Origin of the sequence: Luteimonas terrae, from assembly GCF_031457535.1 — a bacterium.
Lineage (GTDB): Bacteria > Pseudomonadota > Gammaproteobacteria > Xanthomonadales > Xanthomonadaceae > Luteimonas > Luteimonas terrae_A.
On record NZ_JAVDWO010000003.1, the window covers coordinates 114698 to 138005 of the forward strand.

Below are 23308 nucleotides of genomic sequence, written 5' to 3' on the forward strand. Positions count from 1 at the left end.
GAGCGCAATCCCCCTCACCACTCACCGGAGTCCTGCCATGGCCAAGGCCAAGCCGAGCAAATCCAAGAAATCTTCTGCGGCACCGGTTGCCCCGGCAGTCGCGTCGCCCGACGCACAGTCGAAGGCGCCGGCCATCGATATCGGGATCAGCGACGCCGATCGCAAGGCGGTCGCCCAGCATCTGTCGGTGTTCCTGGCCGATGCCTACACGCTGTATCTCAAGACCCACAACTTCCACTGGAACGTCACCGGGCCGATGTTCAACGCCCTGCACGTGATGTTCGAAGGCCAGTACACCGAACAGTGGAACGCGCTGGACGAGATCGCCGAGCGCATCCGCGCGCTGGGATACAACGCGCCGGGCTCGTACGGCGAGTTCATCCAGCTGTCGTCGATCAAGGAAGAGCCGGGCCTGGAGAAGGCGCCGGACTGGCGCGAGATGGTGCGCCAGCTCGTCGTCGGCAACGAGGCCGTCTGCCGCAGCGCGCGCAAGGCGCTGGATGTGGCCGATGACGCCGACGACGATCCGACCGAGGACATGCTGATCCAGCGTCTGCAGACCCACGAAAAGAACGCCTGGATGCTGCGCTCGCTGCTGCAGTAAACGCCGCGCTCCGATTTTGGAGAACGCCCGGCATTGCCGGGCGTTCTCGTATCTGCATATCCGAACCGCTTCAGGTCGTTTTCAGCGGCTCGACACGGCTTGCGCGCGGAAAACCCGTGTGCAATGTCGGATTGACCGACGACGGCGTGCGGGGCCCGACCTAGGGAAGGTCTGAATAACTGCCGTCATCCCCGCGAAGGCGGGGATCCAGTGACTTCAACCCTTTGAAAACCAAAGACGCTGGATTCCCGCCTTCGCGGGAATGACGGCCAAAAGCGGAATTGTTCAGACCTTCCCTAGCGGCGCGGATAGAGCGGCGGCAGCGTCGGGGCTCGCGTCGCTTGTCCCGGGTGGGGGCGCCAGGCCGCGCCGCCTCGGAATGCCGCACGCAGTGCCTGACGGGCGCCCGCCAGATCGCCGTCGGTCCAGCGCGCGCGCTGCCACAGGGTGACGGCCTCGCGCTGCAGCGGTGCGTCGAGAAGCGCGATCACCGCATCCAGGTCCGCGGCAGGCGGATCTTTCAACGCGCGCAGCGCAGCTTCGACCTCGGCGGGTTCTCCGGTCTGCAGGACGTGCATCAGCCGACGTTGCGCCTGCGCCTCGGTATGCGTGTGCTGCGGTCCCGCCGCTGCATCACGCGGCAGTGGCGACAGCCCGCGTGCATGCACCGGCAGGGCGTACGCTTGCTGGCGATACAAGCGCCACGCCAGCCATGCGGTCGCCAGCCACAGTGCGGCCAGCAGCGTCGCGAGCGCAGGCCATAGCTGGGAGCCTCCGGAACTGGACGGCGTCTCGCGCGGACCGGGCACGGGCGCTGCGTCCGTTCCGACGGCTCCGGCCTGCGCGTCACCGGCCGCAACCGCCAGCCGGACGGCAGGCGGACCGACCTCGCGCGCCGCGCCCGCGCGCACGTCCCACCACGCGATGCGCGGACCCGGCACCTGCAATGCGCCCTCGGCACGTGGCACCACCGAATAGCGCCGCGTCAGCCGCACCCGCGGCCGTCCGTCCTCGAAACTCTCGTCGTACTGCGGCGGCTCGGCAAAGACCTGGGCGCCCTGCAACGGCGGCAGGGCAATGTCCGGCAACTGGGTGCCGACCGCGCCGTCGAATACCGCCTCCAGCACGAACGTGCTCGCCTCGCCGGTACGGCCTTCGGCCGGCGCTTCCAGCCAGCGCGCCTGCACCCCGTACAGCGGCAGCCACGGCTGCGGCGCATTCGCCGGCATCGCGCGTACATCGAGGACGCTGGGGGGGCCGTTCGCCGACAGTTCCCGCGGCCCGCGATTGAAGACGTCGTCGAACATGCCGCCGCCGGCCCCACGCCCTTCGAAGCGTGCGCCAGGAATCGACAGCGTGCCGCTGCGCTCGGGCACGATCTGGAAACGACGCTCGACCACGGTGTAGCGGCGACCATCGACATCGCGGCTGTACTGCACATCGCTGCCGATGCGTTGCATCGACGCACCCTCGGGCGACGGCTGGTCGAGACTGCCCGAGACCAGCGGCGTCGCGTAGTACAGCCGCAGCACGTAGCCCACCGACTGCTGCACGTAAGGCGACTGCACGTCGATATCGGCCTCGATGAACGCCGGCGCACCATCACGCGCTGCGGTGACCGCGGCCGGCGCCACGCTGAGCGACAGCGGCGCGGTGCGTGCATCGCCGACCTGCAGGGCCGGCACCGTCAGCACGCCTTCGCGACGTGGGCGCAGCGCGACGCCGAACAACGAACGCGAGACGCGCCGGCCGCCGCTGAGCCCCACTTCGCGCCGGCTGGTATGACCACTGACCTCGAAATCGCGCGCAAGCGGCGCCCAGTCCGGTGTTTCTCCAGCGCCCTCCGTTTCGACATTGAGCGTGGTCGTTTCGCCGAAGGCGATGCGGTCGCGATCAAGCCAGGCGCGGGTCTGCGCGTGCGCGGCGCCGATGACACATGACAGCGCCAGCACCGCGACGATCCATGCCGCGGATCGCGCGCCTTTCGAACGCACAGCCTTCATCGGTCGCCTCCCGTTGCGCGACGCTCGTGTTCGAGCCGGAATTTCGCCCGCAACAATCCACCCGGATCGTCGGGGACACGGCGCAACCAGGCCGCATTCGCCTGTTCGCGTTCGTCGCCGGCATCGCCATTCGGCGCACCGCTCGCAGGCGCTTCGTCACCCGCCTCCGGCTGCCCTTCAAGCGCGCGCTGCATGCGTTCGCGCTGCTGGGCATCCGCATCGCGCTGCGCCTGCGCATCGGCCGGCGGCGGCGCCTCCGATTCCTGTGGCTGCGCATCCTCGGGCGGCGGAGGTGTATCGCCCTGCCCCTGCGCATCACCGGCCTGACTGTCCGAGGAATCCCCTGCATCGCCCGGTTTCGGCTGGCTGTCGCCATCGCGTGGCTTCTGCGGCGCGCGGGGATCCTCCCCTGGACCCGGTGGCGGCTTGCGCTTGCGCGCGGCCTCGACGGCTGCACGGTTGGCCAGCGCATCGGCCATGCCCGGCTGCTGCGAGAGCGCCTCGTCATAGGCGGCGATCGCCTCGTCGAAGCGGCCGAGCCGCGCCAGCGCATTGCCGCGGTTGTAGGCAGCATCGATGCCCGGCAAGTCGGCCCAGGCCTGCAGGGCGTCTTCGTAGCGCTTTTCGCGATAGGCGGCCGCGCCATCGCGCATCTGCGCATGGGCGACCTGGTCGGCGCGCTGCCAGGGGGTGGCGGCCGGCGCCTGGGCCTGTGCGGACAGCGGCGACAGCAGCGGGAACACGGCGACCATCGCCACGCAGGCCAGGCCCGACCCGCGCCGGAACGCCAGCAGCACCAGGGCGAGCAGTGGCAGCACCAGCCAGTAGCCCTGGTCGAGGACGCGACGCACGCTGGCGTCTGCAGGCGCGGCGCCTGCCGCCGATATCGCGTCCGGCGTCAGCACGCCCAGCGCGCGCAGGTCGTCATCGTCGATCGATAGCGCGTGATACCGCCCCTCGCCCGCGACCGCGAGTGCACGTAGGGCGACTGGGTCCAGACGCGCGTGCGCAAGCCCGCCATCGGCATTGCGGTACGCGGCGCCGGCCGTGGTCCCGAGCCCGAGGACGGACACGCGATACCCCATGCGCGCGGCAATGCCCGCCTCCGCCACCGCTGCCGTATCCGCGTCGCCGGTCAACAGCAGGATGTCGCCACGCAAGGCCTGCCCCTGTCGCAACAGACGCGTCGCCTGCGTGATCGCGCGGTCGGCGCGATGGCCATCGACCGGCATGATCTCCGGCGACAGCGCATCGAGATACAGCGCCACGTTGCGCGCATCGGCGGTCAGCGGTGCCACCGTAAATGCATCGTCGGCATACGCCACCAAGGCGATCTGACCGCCACCGCGCTCGGCCAGCAGCTGCGACAGCTTCGCGCGCGCCTGCAGCAGCCGCGACGGCGGCAGATCACTGGCGGTGCTCGCCGTCGACAGATCGATCGCGACGACCAGCGGCGCCATGCCCTGTGTGTCGAGCGGCACCGCGACTTCGCGCCAACCGGGGCCTGCCAATGCCAGCACCGCCAACAGACCGGCGAGCAGCCACGCGGCAAGTCCCAGCAGACCGCGACGGTCGGGGCGCGCCTCGAGCAGATGCGCGAGCAGGTGGGGATCCACTGCCTCGCGCCAGGCGTCGACGCTGCGCCGGCGGCGCCACCAGATCCAGCCCAGCGCCGGCAGCAGCAGAAGCGCCCACAACCAGCCGGGACGCGCGAACTGCAGTGCATCCAGGGACAGGCTCATGCGGCAGCCTCGCGACGTGAGCGCCACTGCGGCAACAGTGCGAGCAGCAGCACCCCGCATGCCGCCCCGAGCGGCACCGGATAACGCTCGATGCGCGGGCGCAACGCGGGGCCGGGTTGCGCGACAGGTTCGAGACGGTCGATCTCGCCGTAAATGCCGGCGAGTTCGTCGACATCGCGCGCGCGGAATGCGCGGCCGCCGGTGGTCTCGGCGATCCGCTGCAGCGCCGCCTCATCGATCGCGGGCTCGCTACCGGGCATCTGGAATCCGAACAGGCCTCCCGCACCCGCATCGCTGCCGAATGCGATCGTGTGCACGCGCACGCCGGCATCGCGGGCCAGCTCGGCAGCCTTATCCGGGGTCAGCGCGCCGGCATTGCTGACGCCGTCGGTCAGCAGGATCAGCAGCCGCTGGCCACGTGGCGCATCCTGCAGACGCTTGACGGCAAGTCCGATCGCATCGCCGATCGCGGTTTCGCGCCCGACCAGGCCGACGACAGTCGCGTCGAGCTGCTGGCGCACACTCTCGCGGTCCAGCGTCATCGGCGTCATCGCATACGCGCGCTGGCCGAACACGATCAGACCGATGCGGTCGCCGGCGCGGCGCTCGAGAAAATCCGCGATCACCGCCTTCGCCGCGGTCAGCCGATCCACGGGGCGCCGGCCGACGAACATGTCCTCTTCGCTCATGCTGCCCGACAGATCCACGGCGAGCATCAGATCGCGGGCATTGCGCGGTGGTTGTTCGGCTTCGCCCCACTGCAGGGGACGCGCGGCAGCGATGCACAGCAGAGACCAAGCGATCCACAGCAACCAGGGGGTCGCGGATGGGCCTGACGCCTTGCCCGGGGCCGACAGCGCGCCCAGCCCACGATAGGGCACGCGCAGCGCGCCACCATGGGATTGCAGGGGCGGCATGTAGCGCCGCACCAGCCACGGCAACGGAATCGCGAGCAGCCACCAGGGCCAGGCGAAGAGCTCGCGCAATGTCTGCAGCCAGACGGGCACATCAGCACTCATCGACCGCGACCCATCATCAATCCGACGAAGCGCCTGCGCGCCAGGGCGTGCAAGGCCGTGGTCTCCAGTGCGTGCGCATCACGACGGAATGCGCCGTCCCGCAGCGCGGCGCCGGCGCCGGTCGAGAACGGCGCGCCCGCTGCGCCGGCGTCGAGGAACGACAGCCAGTCATCACCCTGCAGACGATCGGCGTCGGAGCGATGCCGCCGCGCCGCACGCCGCAGCAACGACGACATCGCAGCGATCCGCCCGGCCGCGTCGCCGGCGACCGCGACTTCGCGATCGAACAGCCGTTGCCAGCGTCGCCGCTGCCAGGCGCGGAACATGCGCCAACCTGCGAGGCCACAGACGATTGCCAGCAGTGCAGCGCCCACCCACCACCAGCCCACGGCCGGCGGCCACCACGACGGCGCGGTGGACTGGTGGATATCGCGCAGCACCAGATCGGGCATCGTCGCCATCACATTGCCCGACCACGCGCGAAGGCGGGCAACCAGACATCGCTCGCGGCGTCGCTGGACAGGGACTCGACGCCGATGCCCGCGCGCCGCAGATGCGCGATGGCCTCGTCGCGCGGCACGTCGAATGCGTCGCGCCAACGCGCGCGTTGCGCCGCGCCCGACAGATCAAGATCGACCCGGCCCTCGTCGCTGGCGAATCCGAGTCGCGCGCGCGGCGGCTGGCGCTCGACGGGATCGTCGAGCAGCAATACCAGGGCATCGCAATGCGCGCCGACCGCCGCCCAGTCGCGCGCCGGCACCGCCGCGGCGCTGATCGCATCCGCCAGCACCAGCAGTCGCGAGCCCGGGCGGAGCAGGCGCCGCGCATGGTCCATCGCCACGCCCAGGCCTGCATCGTCTTCGGGCGGCTGCGCATACCAGCGCGCCAGCGCGTGCAGCACCCGCAGTGCGCCGCGCGTCCCACCCGCAGGCGCCACCGGCGCTTCGAGGACCGCGCCGCGCAGGGCTGCGACGCGATCGCCGTTCGCAGCCGCCGACCAGGCCGCGATCGCACCCGCGCGTGCGGCCTGGGTGGATTTGAAGCGCACCCGCGTGCCGAAGTAGAGCGCGGCGGCGGTGTCGGCCACGATCAACGTCAGCCGCTCGCGCTCGCGTTGGAAGGTCTTGGTGTGCGGGCGCCCGGTCCGCGCGGTCACGCGCCAGTCGATGTGGCGGGCATCATCGCCGGCGACGTAGTCGCGCGACTCCGCGTACTCCATGCCCTGCCCGCGCTGCGGTGACGGCGCCAGCGCGCGCGCGCCGCTGCGCGCACGACGCACGGCGCCACGTTGCCGCGCGAGTGGACGCAGTGCGACCAGTTCCGCCAGCGACGGCCGGATGCCCGGCGCGACGTCCGCGTCGGCGGGATTCACGGCAGCGGCACCCGCTCGATCAACGCCTGCACAAGACGCTCGCCATCCCAGCCTTCGGCCGTCGCCTCGTAGCTCGGCAGCACCCGGTGACGCAGTACGTCGGGCGCGACGGCGCGCACGTCGTCGGGGGTCACGAAATCACGCCCCGCCAGCCATGCCGTCGCACGCGCGCAACGCTCCAGCGCGATCGAGCCACGCGGGCTCGCACCCCAGGCAATGCGCGCGGCAAGGGCGACGTCGTACCGGGCAGCGTCGCGTGACGCCAGCACAAGCTCGACCAGATAGCGTTCAACGGCCGGCGCCATATGCATCGCCAGCACGGCGCGCCGCGCCTCAAATAACTGCGCGAGCGGCATCCGTTCGACGGGCGTGGACACGTCATCGAGCTGGGCCACGGCGCGATCACGCGCGAGCTGCAGGATGCGCGCCTCGGCCTCCGCTTCCGGGTAGCCCACGCGCACGTGCATCAGAAAGCGATCGAGCTGGGCTTCAGGCAGGGGGAACGTGCCCTCCTGTTCTATCGGGTTCTGGGTGGCCATGACCAGGAACAGATCCGGCAGTCGATAGGTCTGCCGGCCCACCGTGACCTGGCGTTCGCCCATCGCCTCGAGCAATGCGGACTGCACCTTCGCCGGCGCGCGGTTGATCTCGTCGGCCAGCAGCAGCGGATGGAAGATCGGCCCGGGCTGAAACTCGAAGCGCCCATCCTGCGGACGCCAGATCTCGGTGCCGGTCAGATCGGCGGGCAGCAGATCGGGCGTGAACTGCACGCGCGCGAAGTCGGCATCCAGCCGCGCAGCCAATGCCCGTACCGCCATGGTCTTCGCAAGACCGGGCGCGCCTTCGACCAGCAGATGCCCATCGGCCAGCAGCGCCACCAGCAGCCGCTCCACCAGTGCCGCCTGCCCGATGATCTCCTCCGAGAGCGCATCACGCAGCGCGACGAAGCGCGCATGCAGCTCGCCCGCAATCCCGTCATCCCGATCCATTGCCATCCTCGATCACCGGCGCACATCGCGCAGAAGCCCAGTTTGACCGGAACCGGCGCACGAGGTTCACAACGACAGCCAAATCGCTGTTCCCGGAAACGCGAACGGGGCCCGAAGGCCCCGTTTCTGGAACTTTGTGCGGACTGCGTCGATCAGTTGACCGGACGCTGCGCCACGCGCATGACCTTCGGGGTGACGAAGATCAGCAGTTCGGCCTTCTCCTTGGTCCGGCTCCGGCTTTTGAACAGGTTGCCGAGGATCGGAATATCACCGAGGAACGGCACCTTGCGAAGCGAAGCCCGGTCGGTGAACTCGTATACGCCACCGATCGCGACGGTCTGCCCGTCATCGATCAGCACCGCGGTCGTCACGTTGCGCTTGCTGATCAACGGCACTTCGCCGAGGTCGCCGTACTCGACGAACCGAACGATCTCGTCCTTCTTGATGTCCATCGCCAGAAACACGCGACCGTCATTGGTGATCGTCGGCGTGACCTTGAGTTCAAGCAGGACATCCTTGAATTCGACGGTAGGCACGCTGTTGCTCTGACCGCCGGTCACCGTGAGATAACCCACCTCCTGGCCCTGGCTGATGATTGCCTCGCGCTGGTTGCTGGTCACGATGCGCGGATTGGAGATCACCTCGCCGCGCCCCTCGGTCTGCAGTGCCTGCAATTCCACTGCCCAGTCGATGGTGCGTCCGAGAATCGTAAAGCCGAGCGTCGGTGCGCCCCCTTCCAGTGCCACGGGCAGGTTCACATTCAACCCGCCGGGAGTCAGGTCCGCACCCAGCCCGCCCCCGACATTGACACGTTCCTTGGTCGCACTGACACCGAAGCGCGCGCCCAGCTCACGCGCAAAGTTCTCGTTTGCAATCACAATGCGCGCTTCGATCACCACCTGGTCAACTGGCTTGTCCAGCATCGTGACCAGGCGCCTGATCTCCGCAACTCGCTGCGGAATGTCGATGACCAGCAAGGTGTTCGTACGGCGGTCAAAGCTCAGGCTGCCACGCGATGACAAGAATCCCGCTTCGCGGCTCTGACTTCCGCCACCGGAGCCGCTCGACCCACCACCGCGCACCGAGGTTTTGCTCTCCTCGGTCAGCAACTTCGCGATGTCTTCCGCATTGCCATAGCTGATCGGGATGTACTCCGTCGTCATCTCGGCGCGCTCTTCGATCGCCAGGCGCGCGTCTTCCTTGGCCTGTTCGAACGCGGCGATCTCGCTCTGCGGTGCCACCCAGACCACGTTGCCACTGCGACGCTTGTCGAGGGACTTGGCCTGTAGGACGATGTCCAGCGCCTGGTCCCAGGGCACGTTCTGCAGGCGCAGAGTCACGTTGCCGGTCACGCTGTCGCTGGCGACGATGTTGAGATCCGACTCGTCGGCGATCAGCTGCAGCACCGTGCGGACCGGGACGTCCTGGAAGTTGAACGTAACGGGTGCACCGCCGTAGGCACGGACCTCGGACACGGTTGCCGACGCAGCTTGGCCCATTGTCGCGGCCGTCGTGGCTGCACCGACCGCGCGATCGCTGGCAACCGCGCTCGTGCGCGGGATGATCTCGACAATGTAGTCGCGACCGCTTTGATAAGCCATCGGCTCGAACTCACCGCGGGCGCTGAGCACGACCTGCGTGCCATCTTCCCCTTGGCGCGCGTCGATGCGCTGCACCGGCGTCGCGAAGTCGGTCACGTTGAGCGGCCGCTGCAACGCAGCCGGCAGGGTCGCGCTGCCGAGGTTGATGACGACATTGCCCCCCTGTGTGCGCAGGTCGGGCGCAGCGCCGTCGCCATCGAAGCGAAGCACAAGCTTGCCCGAGCCACCATCGCCGCGACGGAAATCGATATCCGTCACCGCGATTGCGCCAGCCGGCTGGACTGCGGCTGTGGAGGTCTGCAGCAGCGGCAGCATTGATGCAGGCGTCGGCGCCTGCGCCGCCTGGGCGCCGCTGAATGTCGCCACCAGTCCAATGGCAAGACCGAGCGCGCCGGCCCGCACCGATTTCATCCGGCCCGACTGCAGGCTTCCCGCGTTGCTCACGGTCATGTTGCTTCCCCTCATCATTGTTCGTTCAGCGCGAGCGAAGCCGGACGTTCCAACCAGCCGCCGGCGCCATCGGGCACGAGCTCGACGAGCTCGATGCGATTTTCGTTGACCGAGGTGACACGGCCATCGTTCTGTCCCAGGTAATTGCCTGGGGTAATGCGGTAGGTCACCTTGTCCGGCGCAAGCACCAGACCGACGATGCGACCGCCGGTGCCGATCGTCCCCACCATCGACATGCTGTCGAGCGGATACTGCTCGGTGATCTCTTTGCGCCGGTTCGAATCCGGTCGCGGACCACTGCCGCCGCTGTCGTCCGTGAACGCATTGCTGAAGGGATCGCGGATGCCTTGCGCCGAGTACTCGAACGTCTCGAACTGCTGCATCACCGGCAGGGGCTCGAGCGCAGGCGCCGGCCGTTGCTTGACCTCTTCGGCCCAGACCTCGAGGTTGGGCGCATCGCCCGGCTCGCTGGTCACACCACGGCCGCAACCGCTTGCGCCGAGTGCCAGAGCCAGCAGCGCGATGCCGCGTATCATCTTGCCCGTCTGTCCAGACATCACGGCGTGCCCTCCGTCGCCTGCGCGGCCTGGGCCTGCACGGCGGCCTCGTCCTCATCGAGATACCGGTAGGTTTTCACCGTACCCGAGAGCTCAAGACTTGAATTGGGACCGATGGCTGCCAGGCCGTCGGTGCCCGCCGACCGAGGTTTCAGTGAGATGTCGTGCATGGTCATGATCACCACGCGGGGCAGTGAGGCGACACCGCTGACGAACGCGCCGAACTGGTGGTAGGTGCCGACCATGCGCAGCGCGATCGGCTGCTCGGCATAGAACTCGCGCGGCGTTTCCTCGCCCGGCTTGAACAGGTCGTTCTGGATGCCGGTTGCGATTGCGGTCTGCGAGATGTCGACGATCAGATCCGGCATTTCCGTTTTGCTGGGCAACTGGCGGAGCATCTGCTGGAGTTGCTGTTCCATCTGCGCCAACTGCTGCTTGAGCGGCTCGAGATTCGCGGCCTTGCCCTGCTTGGTTTCGAAGTCCGCGCGCAATGTCGCTTCCTGCGACTCCAGGCTGGTCAGTTCGTCGCCCTTCTCCCGGGTGATGACGTACCACAGCAGGAAGAAGATCAGCAGGCCCACGAGAATGCAGGCACCGATCCGGTATTCGCGCGGCCACGACCCGGTGTTGTTGAAGTCCAGCTCGCGCAGCGACATCTTCTTCTTGCTCACGACGCGGCTCCTTCGACAACGGGTGCGGCCACCGGTTCGGCGTCGACCGGGGCGGCGGGATCGCCGCCCTCGATGGCCGCAGCCTCCTTGGCCGCGGGCGTGGACAGCTGCACGCTCAAGGTGAAGGCGTACGGCAGGCCCGGCACGCCATCCTGCGCTTCGATCACCGACAGCTGCGGACTGGTCATCCAGCCGGAGCCGTCGAGCGAACGCATATAGGTACTCACGCGCGCATTGGACTGCGAGCGCCCTTCCAGCGTCAGCGTTTGGCCTTCCTGCTTGAGCGAAGTGAGCAGCACGCCGTCGGGAATCGTCCGCACCAGTTGGTCGAACAGATGGACCATCTGCGAGCGGTTGCCCTGCAGCTCCTCGATCACGGCCTTACGGGCCAACAGGCGCGCGCGCTGCGATTCAAGTGCGTCGATCTCGGTGATCTGCGTGTCGACCGCGGCGATCTGCTGCTGCAGGAACGCGTTGCGCTCGTTCTGGCCGTCGATCTGCGCGTTGTAGTACATGTTCACGAGGAACCACAGCGCCACACCGGCCGCTGCAGCGACGCCGACCATGACACCGAATTCCTTCTGCCGCTGCTTGCGTCGTTCGGCGCGCCACGGGAGGAGATTAATCCTGGACATCAGTCGAAGCTCCTCAGCGCCAGGCCACAGGCGATCATCAGCGCGGGGGCGTCCTGGGCCAGCGCATGCGCCTGTACACGTGGCCCGAGTGTCATCTGCGCCAGCGGATTGGCGAGCACAGTCTGCACACCCAGCTGTTCTTCGACCATGTCGGCCACGCCCGGGATCGACGCACATCCCCCGGCCAGCACCACCTGGTCGACGCGGTTGAAGTCGCTGCCGGCGTAGAAGAACTGCAGCAGGCGGCTGACCTGCTGGACCATCGCTTCCTTGAACGGCTCGAGCACTTCGACTTCATAACTCTCGGGCAGGCCGCCCTGGCGCTTGGCCAGACCAGCTTCTTCGTAGCTCAGGCCGTAACGCCGCATCACTTCGTCGGTGAGCTGCTTGCCGCCGAACACCTGCTCGCGCGAGTACAGGCTGCGCCCGTTGCGCAACACGTTGAGCGTGGTCATCGTCGCGCCGACATCCACAAGCGCGACCACGCCATCAGAGGGCATGCTCAAGGTACCGGCGATCATCGCGAACGCGTTCTCGACCGCGAAGGCCTCGACATCGATGACCTTGGCGGTCAGGCCGCCGAGCTCGAGCGCGGATGCGCGCAACTCGACGTTCTCCGAGCGCGAGGCCGCAAGCAGGACCTGCACCATCTCGGCATTGCCCGGCATGGGACCGAGCACTTCGAAATCGAGGTTCACTTCCTCGATCGGATACGGAATGTAGTTGACCGCCTCGAGTTCGACCTGCGATTCGAGATCGTCCTCGTCGAGATCGGCCGGCATCGGAATGGTCTTGGTGATGACCGCCGAGCCGGCAACCGCGGCCGCGGCATGCTTGGCCTTGCTGCCCGAGCGCGACACTGCGCGACGGATCGCCTCGCCGACGGCCTCGACCTCGACGATGTTCTTCTCGACCACCGCGTTGGGCGGCAGCGGCTCGACCGCGTAGTGCTCCACCCGGTAGCGATTGCCTTGGCGCGACAGCTGCAACAGCTTGACCGCAGTCGAGCTGATGTCGACACCGATGACCGGCATCTGGCTTTTTGTGATGAGCCCCACGGTATATCCCCTTTGCCACGGGCGTTTAGCCACGCCTCGTGTCCCGGCGCATTAAATAGCGGACTTTCCGGGTATTGGCAACACGCGCGGTCGAATCCGGAAAGCTGAACACCCTGCAGCCACCGGCCTCGAAGGCCTCCTGCAAGCCCTGTTCCACGCTTGCGCACCGCGGCCGTGGACGGCTCCCCTATACTTTGCCGCCATGAGCCCAGCCCCTTCGTCGACGCCCAAGCCCCGCCCATCCCGTTTCCGCCGTCTGCTGCGCTGGACCCTGGTCCTGGTGCTGGTGCTCGGCATCCTCGGCGCGATCACCGGCGGCATTCTCTACGCAGCCGTGGCCTCCAAGCTACCCGACGTCGAAACGCTGCGCGACATCGAGATGCAGGAACCGATGTACGTCTACGCGCGGGACGGCAGGCTGATCGCCCTGTTCGGCGAGACGCGTCGTTACCCGGTCAAGATTGAGGAGGTACCCGAGCGCCTGAAGCAGGCCTTCCTCGCGACCGAAGACGCACGCTTCTACGAGCATGGCGGCATCGATTATCGCGGCGTCGCGCGCGCGTTGTGGCTGTTGGCCACGACCAACGACCGCCGCGTCCCCGGCGGTTCGACGATCACCCAGCAGGTCGCGCGCCAGTTCTTTCTGAGCTCGGAATACAGCTTCACCCGCAAGTTCGCCGAGATGCTGCTCGCCCGGAAGATGGAGCAGAACCTGTCGAAGGACGAGATCTTCGAGCTTTATCTCAACAAGAGCTTCTTCGGCAATCGCGCCTACGGCGTCGCCGCGGCGGCCGAGTTCTACTACGGCAAGTCGCTGGCCGAGCTGGACCTCGACGAAATGGCGTCGCTTGCAGCCATCCCGAAGTTCCCGTCCAGCGGCAACCCGCTCAGCAACCCCGAGCGCGCGAAGGAACGGCGCGATGTCTACGTGCTTGCACGCATGCAGGAACTGGGTTTCATCAGCGCGCAGGAAGCATCCGCCGCGCGCGCGGTGGACATGCACGCCAGCCCGCACGAGCGACCGATCGAGGTCTTCGCGCCGTACGTGGCGGAAATGGTGCGGCTGGAAATGCTCGCCCGCTATGGCGGCGATGTGCTGACCCGCGGCTACCACGTCACCACCACGATCGACCCGACGATGCAGGCGGGCGCCGAACTGGCTGTGCGCAATGGCCTGACCACCTATGACCGCCGCCACGGCTGGGTAAAACCAGCCGAAACCTTCGAACTGGCAACCGATGAAGACGCCGCGGCCACTGCGCGCCGTCTGCGTGGCATTTCGCCACAGGGCGGCATGCTGCCGGCCATCGTCGTACGCAGCGGCGAAGGCACCGCCGACGTCGTGCTGGCCGACGGCAGCACCGTAACGCTCGACGCCGCCGCCAGCCGGTGGACCGGCAAGAATCCCGCCGCGTTGCTCACACGCGGCGATCTGACCCGCGTGCGTCGCGTCGAGACGCCGGCCAAGCCCCCGGCCGATGCCGACCCCGAGGCGCTGCCGCCGCCCGTGATCACCTGGCAGCTCGAACAGCTGCCGCGCGCGCAGGCCACCCTGGTGTCGATGGAGCCCGACGACGGCGCGGTGCGCGCGCTGATCGGCGGCTTCAGCTTCGCCGGCAGCAACTTCAACCGCGCTACGCAGTCGCGCCGGCAGCCGGGTTCCAGCTTCAAGCCCTTCATCTTCGCGGCCTCATTCGAGAAAGGGTTCAATCCGGCCTCGATCGTGCTCGACGCACCCGTGCTGTTCCGGATGCGCCGCGGACAGGACTGGCGCCCGCAGAACTCCGACGGCCGGTTCGTCGGCCCGATGCGCCTGCGCGAAGCACTCGTGCAGTCGCGCAACCTCGTGGCCGTACGCCTACTCGATGCGATCGGCGTGGATTACGCGCGTCGATACATCAGTCACTTCGGCTTCGAGGAATCGCAGCTGCCGCCGAATCTTTCCATCGCGCTGGGCACACCCTCGTTGACCCCGCTGGACGTGACCCGCGGCTACGCGGTGTTCTCCAACGGTGGCTTTCGCGTGACGCCATGGTTCATCGACGAGGTGCGTGACCGCGAGGGCACGCTGGTGTTCAAGGAAAATCCCGCGCGCGCCTGCCGCGGCTGCGGGAGTGGTGGCACGCCCGGGCAGTCCTCGACGCCCGGCCATGTGGTCGACGGATTCAACCTGGGACCGGCCGCCGAAAAGCGCGAGGTCACTGCGGCGCCGGCCGAAGCCCCGCCACCGCCGGAGCCGCGCGCCGATGGCGCCGCTCCGGTAATGGCGCCCCGCGCGATCGACGAACGCGTGGCGTACCAGATGATCTCGATGATGCGCGACGTCGTGCGCCGTGGTACCGGCACCGCGGCGCGTGTGCTCGAGCGTGAGGACGTCGGCGGCAAGACAGGCTCGACCAACGACCATCGCGACGCCTGGTTCTCCGGCTTCGGCGGCAACCTCGTGACCTCGGTCTGGGTGGGCCGCGACGACAACCGCTCATTGGGCTTCCGCGAATACGGTGGCCGTTCGGCACTGCCGATCTGGATCGACTACATGCGCATCGCGCTCGACGGCGTGCCCGAAGCGACGAACGAGCCGCCAGAAGGCATGGTGCGTGTGGCGGTGACCGCCGGCGGGCGCCTGCTGCCGAGCTCGTCCGACGGCGGCATCATCGAGTACGTCAAGGCCGAAGACCTGGAGCGCATGGAGTCGGAAATCGACCTGCAGATCGACGATGTGCCGACCGAGGAAGCGTTCGACATCTTCTGACCGCTAGCGGCGGGTCCCGCGCCATCGCTTTGATCAAGACACGTTAGGTGCGAGAAATGCCGTTCGGGACACGGCTGCAAGCTGAAGCGCATCGCGCCGTGTCTTGACCGGTCACGATGCTGGCGTACAGTCGATCGCAGGTGATCGACGACAGGGGACGCGCATGCACCGCGCACGTCAACACGCGGAGACTCAGACCCGCGAACGCCGCCATCGCCTCGCGCATGAGGCCGCACGGCTGATGGCAGAAGGTGGGATCCGCGACTTCCACGTGGCCAAGCTCAAGGCCGCGAGCCGGCTCGGCATCCACGACGATGCCTCGTTGCCGCGCAATCGGGAAATCGAGGACGCGCTGCGCGAGTATCAGCGGCTGTTCATCGGTGCACGCCAGACCTATGCGCTGCGCATGCGGCGCGAGGCGGCGATGCATGCGATGGGTTTCTTCGAGCAGTTCTCACCGCGACTTGTCGGACCGGTGCTCGACGGGACGGCAGATGCACATTCCGCGGTGATGCTGCACCTCCACACCGACGACCCGGCCGGCCTCGCCCGTTTTCTGGACGATCACCGCATTCCGGCTGAAAGCCGGATGCGCCGCTTGCGCCTGGACCGCCAGCGGACAGGCGATTTCGATGTGTGGATCTTCGCCGCCGAAGACCTGATCTTCGATCTGACGGTGTTGCCGGAAGCGAGTCTCCGACAGGCACCGCTGTCCACGATGGACGATAAACCGGTGCGCCGCGCATCCAGATCGCAGCTCGAACAGCTGATCGCGCTGGAGCACGGCGCCGGCTGAGTCTCGGGCCACCGAAGCGATGGCTCGTCCTGCTCACTCCATAACGATCTGCGCGCTCTGCCCTGCCCCGAACACCCGCGCCCGGGCACCGACCTTCAGACCTTCCGCACTCGCGGCGCGGATCGCCGACTCTGTGCCGTCATCGAACCGCATCATCACCATATAGGCGGTCACGGCCTGGCCACCCGCCGCAGGCGCCGCAGCGGCACCCTCCACGACATCGCGCGCAGCGCCACTGGCAACCTCGTAGGCCTCGTAGGAATACTCGCCGGTGACGCGGGATGCCGCACGCCCGGCCACCCGTCCCAGCGCGCGTCCGAACGCGCCGGTGGTCTGCGACGGCTTCGCCTGCTGTTGGGCGGTTGCTGCGACCTGCATCGGACTGATGCCCGTGATCAGGCCGCTTCGGAACGACATTTCCTGCGCCGTCACGTTCGACGCTGTCAGTACCGCTGCACAGGCAAGTACCGTGGTCCACATCCATCGCATTTTCATCCGGCTTTCCCCTTTCGAGTGAGTCGAACGCCGCGGCGGCCCCGACGAATGGGACGCGAATCGGCGCGTATCGAAGCCAGTTTGACGCGCGCATGATGCGGCGACAGCCGGAACGCGCCCGGCATGGGTGTCAGAATTCCCGGACAAGCGGGTGGCGTTTCCAAACAGGACAAAGGCGGCCCGAAGGCCGCCCTGTGGTGACGCGCCAGGCCCGAAGACCCGGTTTGTTGTCCTGCATCAGCGCTGGTCGGCGCCCTTGTAGTCGCGAACGTCGTAGCCGGTGTAGATCTGACGCGGGCGGCCGATCTTGGCTTCCGGATCGACCTGCTGCTCGAGCCAGTGCGCAACCCAGCCGGCGGTACGGCCGATCGCGAACATCACGGTGAACATCTCGGTCGGAATGTTCAGCGCCTTGTAGATGATGCCGCTGTAGAAATCGACGTTCGGATAGAGCTTGCGCTCGACGAAGTAGTCGTCCTTCAGCGCCGCTTCCTCGAGCTTCATCGCCACTTCGAGCAGCGGATCGTTGATACCCAGCTCACCGAGCACCTTGTGGGTCATCTCGCGGATGATCTTGGCGCGCGGATCGAAGTTCTTGTAGACCCGATGGCCGAAGCCCATCAGGCGGAACGGGTCGTTCTTGTCCTTGGCACGCAGGATCGCCTTGTCGACGTTCTTGGCATCGCCGATCTCGGCCAGCTGCTTGAGCACCGCCTCGTTGGCGCCGCCATGCGCGGGGCCCCACAGCGCTGTGATGCCCGCGGCGACCGACGCGTACGGATTCGCACCGGTCGAACCGACCAGACGCACGGTCGAGGTCGATGCGTTTTGCTCGTGATCGGCGTGCAGGATGAAGAGCAGGTCCATCGCCTTGGCGACGACCGGATTGAGCTCCAGCGGCTCGCTCGGCACTTCGAACATCATGTGCAGGAAGCGGTCGACGTAACCCAGGCTGTTGCGCGGATAGCGGATCGGCTGGCCGACCGAATAGCGGTATGCCGCCGCGGCCAACGTCGGCACCTTGGCGATCAGGCGGATCGCGGCGAGACGGCGCTGCTCGGGATCCTGCAGGTCGAGCGTGTCGTGGTAGAACGCCGACATCGACGCGACCGACGCGGCGAGCATCGCCATCGGATGTGCATCGTGGCGGAAGCCCTGCAGGAAGCTCTTCAGCGACTCGTGCATCATCGTGTGATGCGTGACTTCGTGCTCGAACTTCGCGAACTCGTCGGCGGTCGGCAGCTCCCCGGCCTGCAACAGGTAAGCGACCTCGAGGAAGCTCGACTTCTCGGCCAGCTGGTCGATCGGGTAACCGCGGTATAGCAGCACGCCTTCATCGCCATCGATGTAAGTGATCGCGGACTTGCAGCTGGCAGTGGCGGTGAAGCCGGAGTCGTAGGTGAAGCAGCCGGTTTCCTTGGGCAGCTTCGAGATGTCGATGCAGGGGTTGCCGAGCGTGCCGTGCAGAACGGGCAGCGTCACCGTTTTGCCGGCGGCATCGAGCGTGACCTGGTCGAGCTTGGCGTTGGATTCAGACACTCTGGAGGCTCCTCATTTCTCCGGACGGCGACACCATCCGGCATGGCGGGCGGCGCTTGCCGCAACGCGTCAATTATCGCATAGCGATCCCATGCGCGCCCGTACGCGGCATTGCACGAAAGTCGAACACGACGATGCACGCCGTGGCATCGCGACGGCGGCGGAGAGCAGACAGCAGGAATGCAGACGGCCGCCCGAAGGCGGCCGCTGATGTCGTCGGACGATGCGCGCCACATTCGCGGCACGCACCATTCCACACGCGCTTACTTGGCGTAGCGCCTGCGGAACTTGTCGACGCGACCGCTGGTGTCGATGATCTTGTTCTGGCCGGTGTAGAACGGATGCGTAGCCGACGAGACTTCGATCTTGATCAGCGGATATTCGTTACCGTCCTCCCACTGGATCTTTTCCTTCGCCGTGGCGGCGAGGGTCGAGCGGGTGAGGAACTTGAAACCGTCGGACGTGACGTCCTGGAAGACGACTTCGCGGTATTCGGGATGGATGTCGGCCTTCATGGCGGCACCAAAGTTGCGCAAGGGAAGAGCGGCATTTTAACCATTGACCGCACCGCGGCGCAAGCCACGGTGCGGCTGCCACTCAGCGGGCGAGCACGCGACGGATCCGTGCATGGAACCGCGCCTCGTCGTAACGCATCAGGATGCGGGCATTGTCGGGCCGGCCGAGCTGGCGCTGCCAGTCGACGACCGTGGCGCCCCGGGCCGGCCCCTGATCGAGCACGACGTCGAGCGGACGCGCGACCACCTCCACCGCCGCCTCGGGTTCGAGCACCCAGGCCATCGCCAGCGCATCGGCCGAATGCCAGTCGTCGCCGCGACGGTCGGCAGACCATTCGCGGGTCTTGCGCGAGATCGCCTCATAGAATTGCCCGACCTCGCCGCCGGCCTGCATCCAGCCGAGCACGGCGTCGTGCGGCAGTCCATGGGCGACCGTCGCCTCCCAGTCGGACAGGTCGAACACCGGGAACGCGTCGAATACGATCTTCGCGGCTTCGGGGTCGAAGTAGGCGTTGAACTCGGCGCTAGGCGTGATGTTGCCGTGTCCGGTCACCGCGCCGGACATCGCCACGAACCGGGAAATGCGCGAGGGCAGGCCCGGGTCGAGCTTCAAGGCCAGCGCGACGTTGGTCAGCGGACCCAGTGCGACCAGCACCAGACGGCCCGCATGCACATGCGAGAGGCGCAGGATCGCAAGCGCGGCGTGTTCGGCCTCCACTTCACGCGACGCTGGCGTGTAGCCGATATCGCCAAAGCCGTCGTTGCCATGCACATAGGCGGCATCGGGCGCGGCGTGGAGCAGCGGCGATGGACTGCCTGCGAACACCGGTATATCCGCGCGGCCAGCCACTTCACAGAGCTTCAGTGCGTTGGCGACGGTGTGATGCAGGCCGACGTTTCCGGCAGCAATGGTCAGCCCGACGATGTCGTGCGCCTCATCGTCGAACGCCAGCAACAGGGCCAGGGCGTCATCGACGCCCGGGTCGGTATCGATCAGCAGCGGGGTTTTCTCGGTCATGCCGCATTATCGCCCGCGTTCTGCCTGACGGCGACCTTGGGCACTTCGCTCCACACCCCAGGGACGAGACCTGCGCAGCGTGACCGGCGCCGGCCGAACGACCGCGAGGCACGGCTCGCGCGCCGTCAGGGGGTCAGACCATGGTCGCGTGCATACGCATACAGCTGACAGTTGTTGTCGAGCCCCAGCTTGTGCATCGCATCGTTCTTCTGACGGCTGATGGTCTTGACGCTACGTGACAGGCGGGCAGCAATCTCGCTGACGCTCAGTCCGGTGACGAACAGGCGCACGACTTCCGCTTCATGCGGAGACATGTGCACCTGCGGACCATCGAGCGCACCCGCATGGTCGAGCATCGTGCGCATCGCACGACAGAAATGGATGCGCCCGCTCGCGACCCTCTGGATCGCGGTCAACAACTCGTCGCGCGCGGACGCCTTGTCCACCAGTCCGCGCGCACCCGCGTCCACCACCGCCCGCAGCATCGCCGGGTTGTCCAGGTCGGTCAGCACGATGATCGGCAGGGACGGAAACTGTCGCCGCAGGGTCAACAGAAGCGGCAAGCCATCGCAATCACGGAGCTGCGGGCCTCGCATCGAAAAATCAGTCACCAGCAGGTCGCCTGGGCGCGACTCTTCCAGAAGCGTCAGCAGCGCAGCGCCGTTGGACGCCTCGCCCGCAACTTCAAGCGCCTCACCCGCACGCTCGATCTCGGCGCGGACGCCTGCCAACGTGAATGGGTGGTCGTCCGCAATGAAGATTCTCAGTAGGCCGTCCATCATCCCTCCCTGGGTAATGAGGCCGGATGCCTCGTCGGCTGGCATCGTCTCAGAATTATCCCGTTCCAGACCCAAAAGCCCAATGCAAAAGCGTGGCTTAGTCACATAAAACAGGGGACTGGTACGGTATTTCATCGATCCTATAGAACGATGAGGCGGGCGCAGGCCCAAGCGTGCCAAGCGGATCGTCCATTCAGGCCGAGGCGTAGCGCGTTGCGCCTCCAATCCAACGGGCGACGACGCGCTCCGCGATTTCAGGGGCATCCGCCAGGAGCGCATCACCGATGCGATGGACATCCGGCAGGAGGTCCGCATCCCGGGCCAGATCGGCCAAGCGGAATTCGGCGAGTCCGGTCTGACGCGTCCCGAGCAGCTCGCCCGGCCCCCGCAGCGCAAGATCCTTCTCGGCGATGATGAAGCCGTCGCTGGTTGTGCGCATGGTCTCCAGGCGCTCACGCGCCATGCGTGACAGCGGCGACTGGTAGAGCAGAACGCAGCTCGATGCGGCACTGCCCCGCCCCACGCGGCCACGAAGCTGGTGGAGTTGCGCAAGGCCCAGACGCTCGGCGTTCTCGATCACCATCAGCGATGCGTTCGGCACATCGACGCCCACCTCGATCACCGTGGTGGCGACCAGCAGATCGATCTCGCCCTGCTTGAACGCGCGCATCGCATCCTGCTTGGCCGCGGGCTTCATCCGCCCGTGCACCAGCGCGACACGAACTTCCGGTAATGCGGTGGACAGCAGCTCGAAGGTCGTTTGCGCGGCCTGGGCCACGACCTCATCCGAGTCATCGATCAGCGTGCACACCCAGTAGGCCTGCCGCCCCTCGGCGCAGGCGTGGCGGATACGCTCGATCAGCGCCGACCGTCGTTCACTGCTGAGCACCACCGTCTGCACCGGCGTGCGACCGGGCGGCAGTTCGTCGATGGCCGAGACGTCGAGGTCGGCATAGGCCGACATCGCCAGCGTGCGCGGAATGGGCGTCGCGGTCATCACCAGCTGGTGCGGCACACGGTCGCCGCCTGCGCCCTTGTCGCGCAGCGCCAGACGCTGGTGCACGCCGAAGCGGTGCTGCTCATCGACGATCGCAAGCGCCAGGTCATGGAACGCGACGCTCGCCTGCATCAAAGCGTGTGTACCGACCACGAGCGGCGCGGCGCCCGATGCGATGTCGGCGAGCACCGCAGCGCGCGCGCGGCCGGTGACCTTGCCGGCAAGCCACGCGACGCGCACGCCGAGCGGCTCGAACCACGCGCGCAGGTTCTGCGCGTGCTGCTCGGCCAGCAGTTCAGTGGGCGCCATCAGTGCGGCCTGACGGCCACCATCGATCGCGGTCGCAGCGGCAAGCGCCGCCACCACGGTCTTGCCGCTGCCGACATCGCCCTGCACCAGCCGCAGCATCGGCTTGCGTCGTGCGAGATCGGCGAGCAACTCACGATGCACGCGCGCCTGCGCCCCGGTCAGCGCAAACGGCAGCGACGCCTGCAGCGCCGCGGCGAGCGCGCCCGGCCGCAACGCCAGCGCGCGATGCGCCTGCAGCGCGATGCGCTGCCGACGCAGGCTGAGGTGGTGGGCGAGCATCTCCTCGAGCACCAGTCGACGCTGCGCGGGATGGCGGCCCGATGCCAGCATCGCCATGTCCGCATCGCAAGGCGGCCGATGGACGTAGAGCAGCGCCTCGCGCAGTGTCGGCATGCCGAGCGTTGCCAGGGCCTCGCCCGGCAACAGCTCGAGGGCGGCGTCGCCGGGCAATCGGTCGAGCGCCTGCCCGACCAGACGGCGCAGCACTTGCGGGCCGACGCCTTCGATTGCGGGGTAGATCGGATCCAGCCGATCGTCGAGAACAGTGATCGCATCCGCGCCGAGCACGCGGTAGCTCGGATGCACGATTTCCAGGCCCTGCTGGCCGGGCCGCGGCGTGCCGAAGCAGCACAGGCGCGTGCCGACGGCCAGCTGCGCGACCTGCGCGGCGCGGAAGTGGAAGAAACGCAACACAAGCGTGCCGCCGGACCCGTCGCCGATCGCGACGCGCAGCATCGGCCGTCGGCGGAAGCCTTTTTCGATCGCCTCGACCGTGCCTTCCACCTGCGCCGGCACGCCGCCGCGCAGATGGCGGATCGGCGTGACATGCGTGCGGTCTTCGTACTGTCTGGGCAGGTGCAGCCACAGATCGCCGATCGTCGCCAGGCCACGCGCAGCGAGTTTCTCCGCGACCTTGGGCCCGACACCCGACAACGCGGACACCGATGTGCGTCCTGCGTCGGCGAGCGTCGGCGCGTGCGTGCCGGACCGGCTCATGCGGGACCGGAAGGACTCAGCCGAGCACCATCACCGCATCGACCTCGAAGCGCGCACCCTTCGGCAGCGCCGGCACTTCGATGGTGGAGCGTGCGGGATACGGCGATTCAAAGTACTCCGCCATCACCGCGTTGACCTGTGCGAACTCGCCCAGATCGGTGACGTACAGACCGACGCGCACGATATCGTCGAGGCTGCCGCCGGCCGCGATGGCGACGGCCTTGAGGTTGTCGAACGCGCGACGTGCCTGCGCGGTGATGTCGCCGGCAACGATCTCGCCAGTGGCCGGATCGAGCGGGATCTGCCCCGAGAAATACACGGTGTCGCCGGCACGGACGGCCTGCGAATACGGTCCGATCGCGGCGGGCGCATCGGAGGTGGAAATGGGCGTGCGGGGCATCGTGGAACTCC

20 protein-coding genes and 1 pseudogene are annotated in these 23308 nt (G+C 67.4%); 3 read left to right on the top strand and 18 right to left on the bottom strand.

Annotated elements, in window-relative coordinates; genetic code table 11:
• The first annotated feature begins 37 nt into the window (after positions 1-37).
• Complete coding sequence (locus J2W68_RS04530) at positions 38-604, top strand: Dps family protein (protein WP_310150522.1); 567 nt, start codon at positions 38-40, stop codon at positions 602-604.
• Between the two features lie 296 nt (positions 605-900).
• Here J2W68_RS04530 and J2W68_RS04535 read toward each other — a convergent pair whose 3' ends face one another.
• From J2W68_RS04535 to J2W68_RS04585, 11 genes are all read right to left on the bottom strand, one after another.
• Entirely contained in the window at positions 901-2607 is a 1707-nt protein-coding gene (locus tag J2W68_RS04535; RefSeq protein WP_310233183.1) for a BatD family protein, read from the bottom strand.
• Positions 2604-4349 (bottom strand): VWA domain-containing protein, encoded by a 1746-nt coding sequence (locus J2W68_RS04540; RefSeq protein ID WP_310233184.1) that lies wholly within the window; start codon positions 4347-4349, stop codon positions 2604-2606. The genes J2W68_RS04535 and J2W68_RS04540 overlap by 4 nt, the downstream gene beginning before the upstream one ends.
• On the bottom strand, positions 4346-5368 hold the full coding sequence (locus J2W68_RS04545; protein ID WP_310233186.1) for a vWA domain-containing protein: 1023 nt from the start codon (positions 5366-5368) through the stop codon (positions 4346-4348). The genes J2W68_RS04540 and J2W68_RS04545 overlap by 4 nt, the downstream gene beginning before the upstream one ends.
• Positions 5365-5829 (bottom strand): DUF4381 domain-containing protein, encoded by a 465-nt coding sequence (locus J2W68_RS04550; protein WP_310233188.1) that lies wholly within the window; start codon positions 5827-5829, stop codon positions 5365-5367. The genes J2W68_RS04545 and J2W68_RS04550 overlap by 4 nt, the downstream gene beginning before the upstream one ends.
• The gene (locus J2W68_RS04555; RefSeq protein ID WP_310233189.1) at positions 5829-6740 is read right to left on the bottom strand and encodes a DUF58 domain-containing protein; all 912 of its coding nucleotides are present in this window, start codon (positions 6738-6740) and stop codon (positions 5829-5831) included. Before J2W68_RS04555 ends, J2W68_RS04550 begins: the two co-directional genes overlap by 1 nt.
• Positions 6737-7729, bottom strand: a complete 993-nt coding sequence (locus tag J2W68_RS04560; protein ID WP_310233191.1) for an AAA family ATPase — start codon at positions 7727-7729, stop codon at positions 6737-6739. Before J2W68_RS04560 ends, J2W68_RS04555 begins: the two co-directional genes overlap by 4 nt.
• A gap of 152 nt (positions 7730-7881) precedes the next feature.
• A complete protein-coding gene (locus J2W68_RS04565) occupies positions 7882-9780 on the bottom strand; it encodes a type IV pilus secretin PilQ (RefSeq protein ID WP_310233193.1) in 1899 nt (632 codons plus the stop codon).
• A 14-nt stretch (positions 9781-9794) separates the two neighbouring features.
• Positions 9795-10316 carry a pilus assembly protein PilP gene (locus J2W68_RS04570; protein ID WP_430539675.1) on the bottom strand — a complete coding sequence of 174 codons (522 nt, stop codon included), beginning with the start codon at positions 10314-10316 and terminating at the stop codon, positions 9795-9797.
• A gap of 20 nt (positions 10317-10336) precedes the next feature.
• A complete protein-coding gene (locus tag J2W68_RS04575) occupies positions 10337-11008 on the bottom strand; it encodes a type 4a pilus biogenesis protein PilO (RefSeq protein ID WP_310233195.1) in 672 nt (223 codons plus the stop codon).
• The gene (locus J2W68_RS04580; RefSeq protein WP_310233196.1) at positions 11005-11643 is read right to left on the bottom strand and encodes a PilN domain-containing protein; all 639 of its coding nucleotides are present in this window, start codon (positions 11641-11643) and stop codon (positions 11005-11007) included. Before J2W68_RS04580 ends, J2W68_RS04575 begins: the two co-directional genes overlap by 4 nt.
• The gene (locus J2W68_RS04585; protein WP_310233198.1) at positions 11643-12701 is read right to left on the bottom strand and encodes a pilus assembly protein PilM; all 1059 of its coding nucleotides are present in this window, start codon (positions 12699-12701) and stop codon (positions 11643-11645) included. The genes J2W68_RS04580 and J2W68_RS04585 overlap by 1 nt, the downstream gene beginning before the upstream one ends.
• A 189-nt stretch (positions 12702-12890) precedes the next feature.
• Here J2W68_RS04585 and J2W68_RS04590 point away from each other — a divergent pair.
• Positions 12891-15453: pseudogene (locus J2W68_RS04590) on the top strand (penicillin-binding protein 1A).
• Positions 15454-15616: 163 nt separating this feature from the next.
• Positions 15617-16249 carry a hypothetical protein gene (locus J2W68_RS04595; protein WP_310233200.1) on the top strand — a complete coding sequence of 211 codons (633 nt, stop codon included), beginning with the start codon at positions 15617-15619 and terminating at the stop codon, positions 16247-16249.
• Positions 16250-16282: 33 nt separating this feature from the next.
• Here the strand turns inward: J2W68_RS04595 and J2W68_RS04600 are convergent, their stop codons facing one another.
• From J2W68_RS04600 to J2W68_RS04630, 7 genes are all read right to left on the bottom strand, one after another.
• Complete coding sequence (locus J2W68_RS04600) at positions 16283-16666, bottom strand: hypothetical protein (protein ID WP_310233202.1); 384 nt, start codon at positions 16664-16666, stop codon at positions 16283-16285.
• Positions 16667-16981: 315 nt separating this feature from the next.
• Positions 16982-18283, bottom strand: a complete 1302-nt coding sequence (locus tag J2W68_RS04605) for a citrate synthase (protein WP_310233204.1) — start codon at positions 18281-18283, stop codon at positions 16982-16984.
• A 263-nt stretch (positions 18284-18546) separates the two neighbouring features.
• Positions 18547-18798 carry a type B 50S ribosomal protein L31 gene (locus tag J2W68_RS04610; RefSeq protein WP_232134337.1) on the bottom strand — a complete coding sequence of 84 codons (252 nt, stop codon included), beginning with the start codon at positions 18796-18798 and terminating at the stop codon, positions 18547-18549.
• A gap of 82 nt (positions 18799-18880) precedes the next feature.
• A complete protein-coding gene (locus tag J2W68_RS04615) occupies positions 18881-19816 on the bottom strand; it encodes a nucleoside hydrolase (RefSeq protein ID WP_310233205.1) in 936 nt (311 codons plus the stop codon).
• 125 nt (positions 19817-19941) lie between these two features.
• Complete coding sequence (locus tag J2W68_RS04620; protein ID WP_310233207.1) at positions 19942-20730, bottom strand: response regulator transcription factor; 789 nt, start codon at positions 20728-20730, stop codon at positions 19942-19944.
• A 58-nt stretch (positions 20731-20788) separates the two neighbouring features.
• Positions 20789-22897 (bottom strand): ATP-dependent DNA helicase RecG, encoded by a 2109-nt coding sequence (gene recG, locus J2W68_RS04625; protein WP_310233208.1) that lies wholly within the window; start codon positions 22895-22897, stop codon positions 20789-20791.
• 16 nt (positions 22898-22913) lie between these two features.
• Complete coding sequence (locus J2W68_RS04630; RefSeq protein WP_310233209.1) at positions 22914-23297, bottom strand: RidA family protein; 384 nt, start codon at positions 23295-23297, stop codon at positions 22914-22916.
• Between the last annotated feature and the right edge of the window lie 11 nt (positions 23298-23308).

Bases quoted from the DNA above. Each gene is read 5' to 3' on its own strand.
- J2W68_RS04530 (WP_310150522.1), top strand. From the start codon at position 38: ATGGCCAAGGCCAAGCCGAGCAAATCCAAGAAATCTTCTGCGGCACCG.
- J2W68_RS04535 (WP_310233183.1), bottom strand. From the start codon at position 2,607: ATGAAGGCTGTGCGTTCGAAAGGCGCGCGATCCGCGGCATGGATCGTC.
- J2W68_RS04540 (WP_310233184.1), bottom strand. From the start codon at position 4,349: ATGAGCCTGTCCCTGGATGCACTGCAGTTCGCGCGTCCCGGCTGGTTG.
- J2W68_RS04545 (WP_310233186.1), bottom strand. From the start codon at position 5,368: ATGAGTGCTGATGTGCCCGTCTGGCTGCAGACATTGCGCGAGCTCTTC.
- J2W68_RS04550 (WP_310233188.1), bottom strand. From the start codon at position 5,829: ATGGCGACGATGCCCGATCTGGTGCTGCGCGATATCCACCAGTCCACC.
- J2W68_RS04560 (WP_310233191.1), bottom strand. From the start codon at position 7,729: ATGGATCGGGATGACGGGATTGCGGGCGAGCTGCATGCGCGCTTCGTC.
- J2W68_RS04565 (WP_310233193.1), bottom strand. From the start codon at position 9,780: ATGACCGTGAGCAACGCGGGAAGCCTGCAGTCGGGCCGGATGAAATCG.
- J2W68_RS04570 (WP_430539675.1), bottom strand. From the start codon at position 10,316: ATGATACGCGGCATCGCGCTGCTGGCTCTGGCACTCGGCGCAAGCGGT.
- J2W68_RS04580 (WP_310233196.1), bottom strand. From the start codon at position 11,643: ATGTCCAGGATTAATCTCCTCCCGTGGCGCGCCGAACGACGCAAGCAG.
- J2W68_RS04595 (WP_310233200.1), top strand. From the start codon at position 15,617: ATGCACCGCGCACGTCAACACGCGGAGACTCAGACCCGCGAACGCCGC.
- J2W68_RS04600 (WP_310233202.1), bottom strand. From the start codon at position 16,666: ATGTCGTTCCGAAGCGGCCTGATCACGGGCATCAGTCCGATGCAGGTC.
- J2W68_RS04610 (WP_232134337.1), bottom strand. From the start codon at position 18,798: ATGAAGGCCGACATCCATCCCGAATACCGCGAAGTCGTCTTCCAGGAC.
- J2W68_RS04615 (WP_310233205.1), bottom strand. From the start codon at position 19,816: ATGACCGAGAAAACCCCGCTGCTGATCGATACCGACCCGGGCGTCGAT.
- J2W68_RS04620 (WP_310233207.1), bottom strand. From the start codon at position 20,730: ATGAAATACCGTACCAGTCCCCTGTTTTATGTGACTAAGCCACGCTTT.
- recG (WP_310233208.1), bottom strand. From the start codon at position 22,897: ATGAGCCGGTCCGGCACGCACGCGCCGACGCTCGCCGACGCAGGACGC.
- J2W68_RS04630 (WP_310233209.1), bottom strand. From the start codon at position 23,297: ATGCCCCGCACGCCCATTTCCACCTCCGATGCGCCCGCCGCGATCGGA.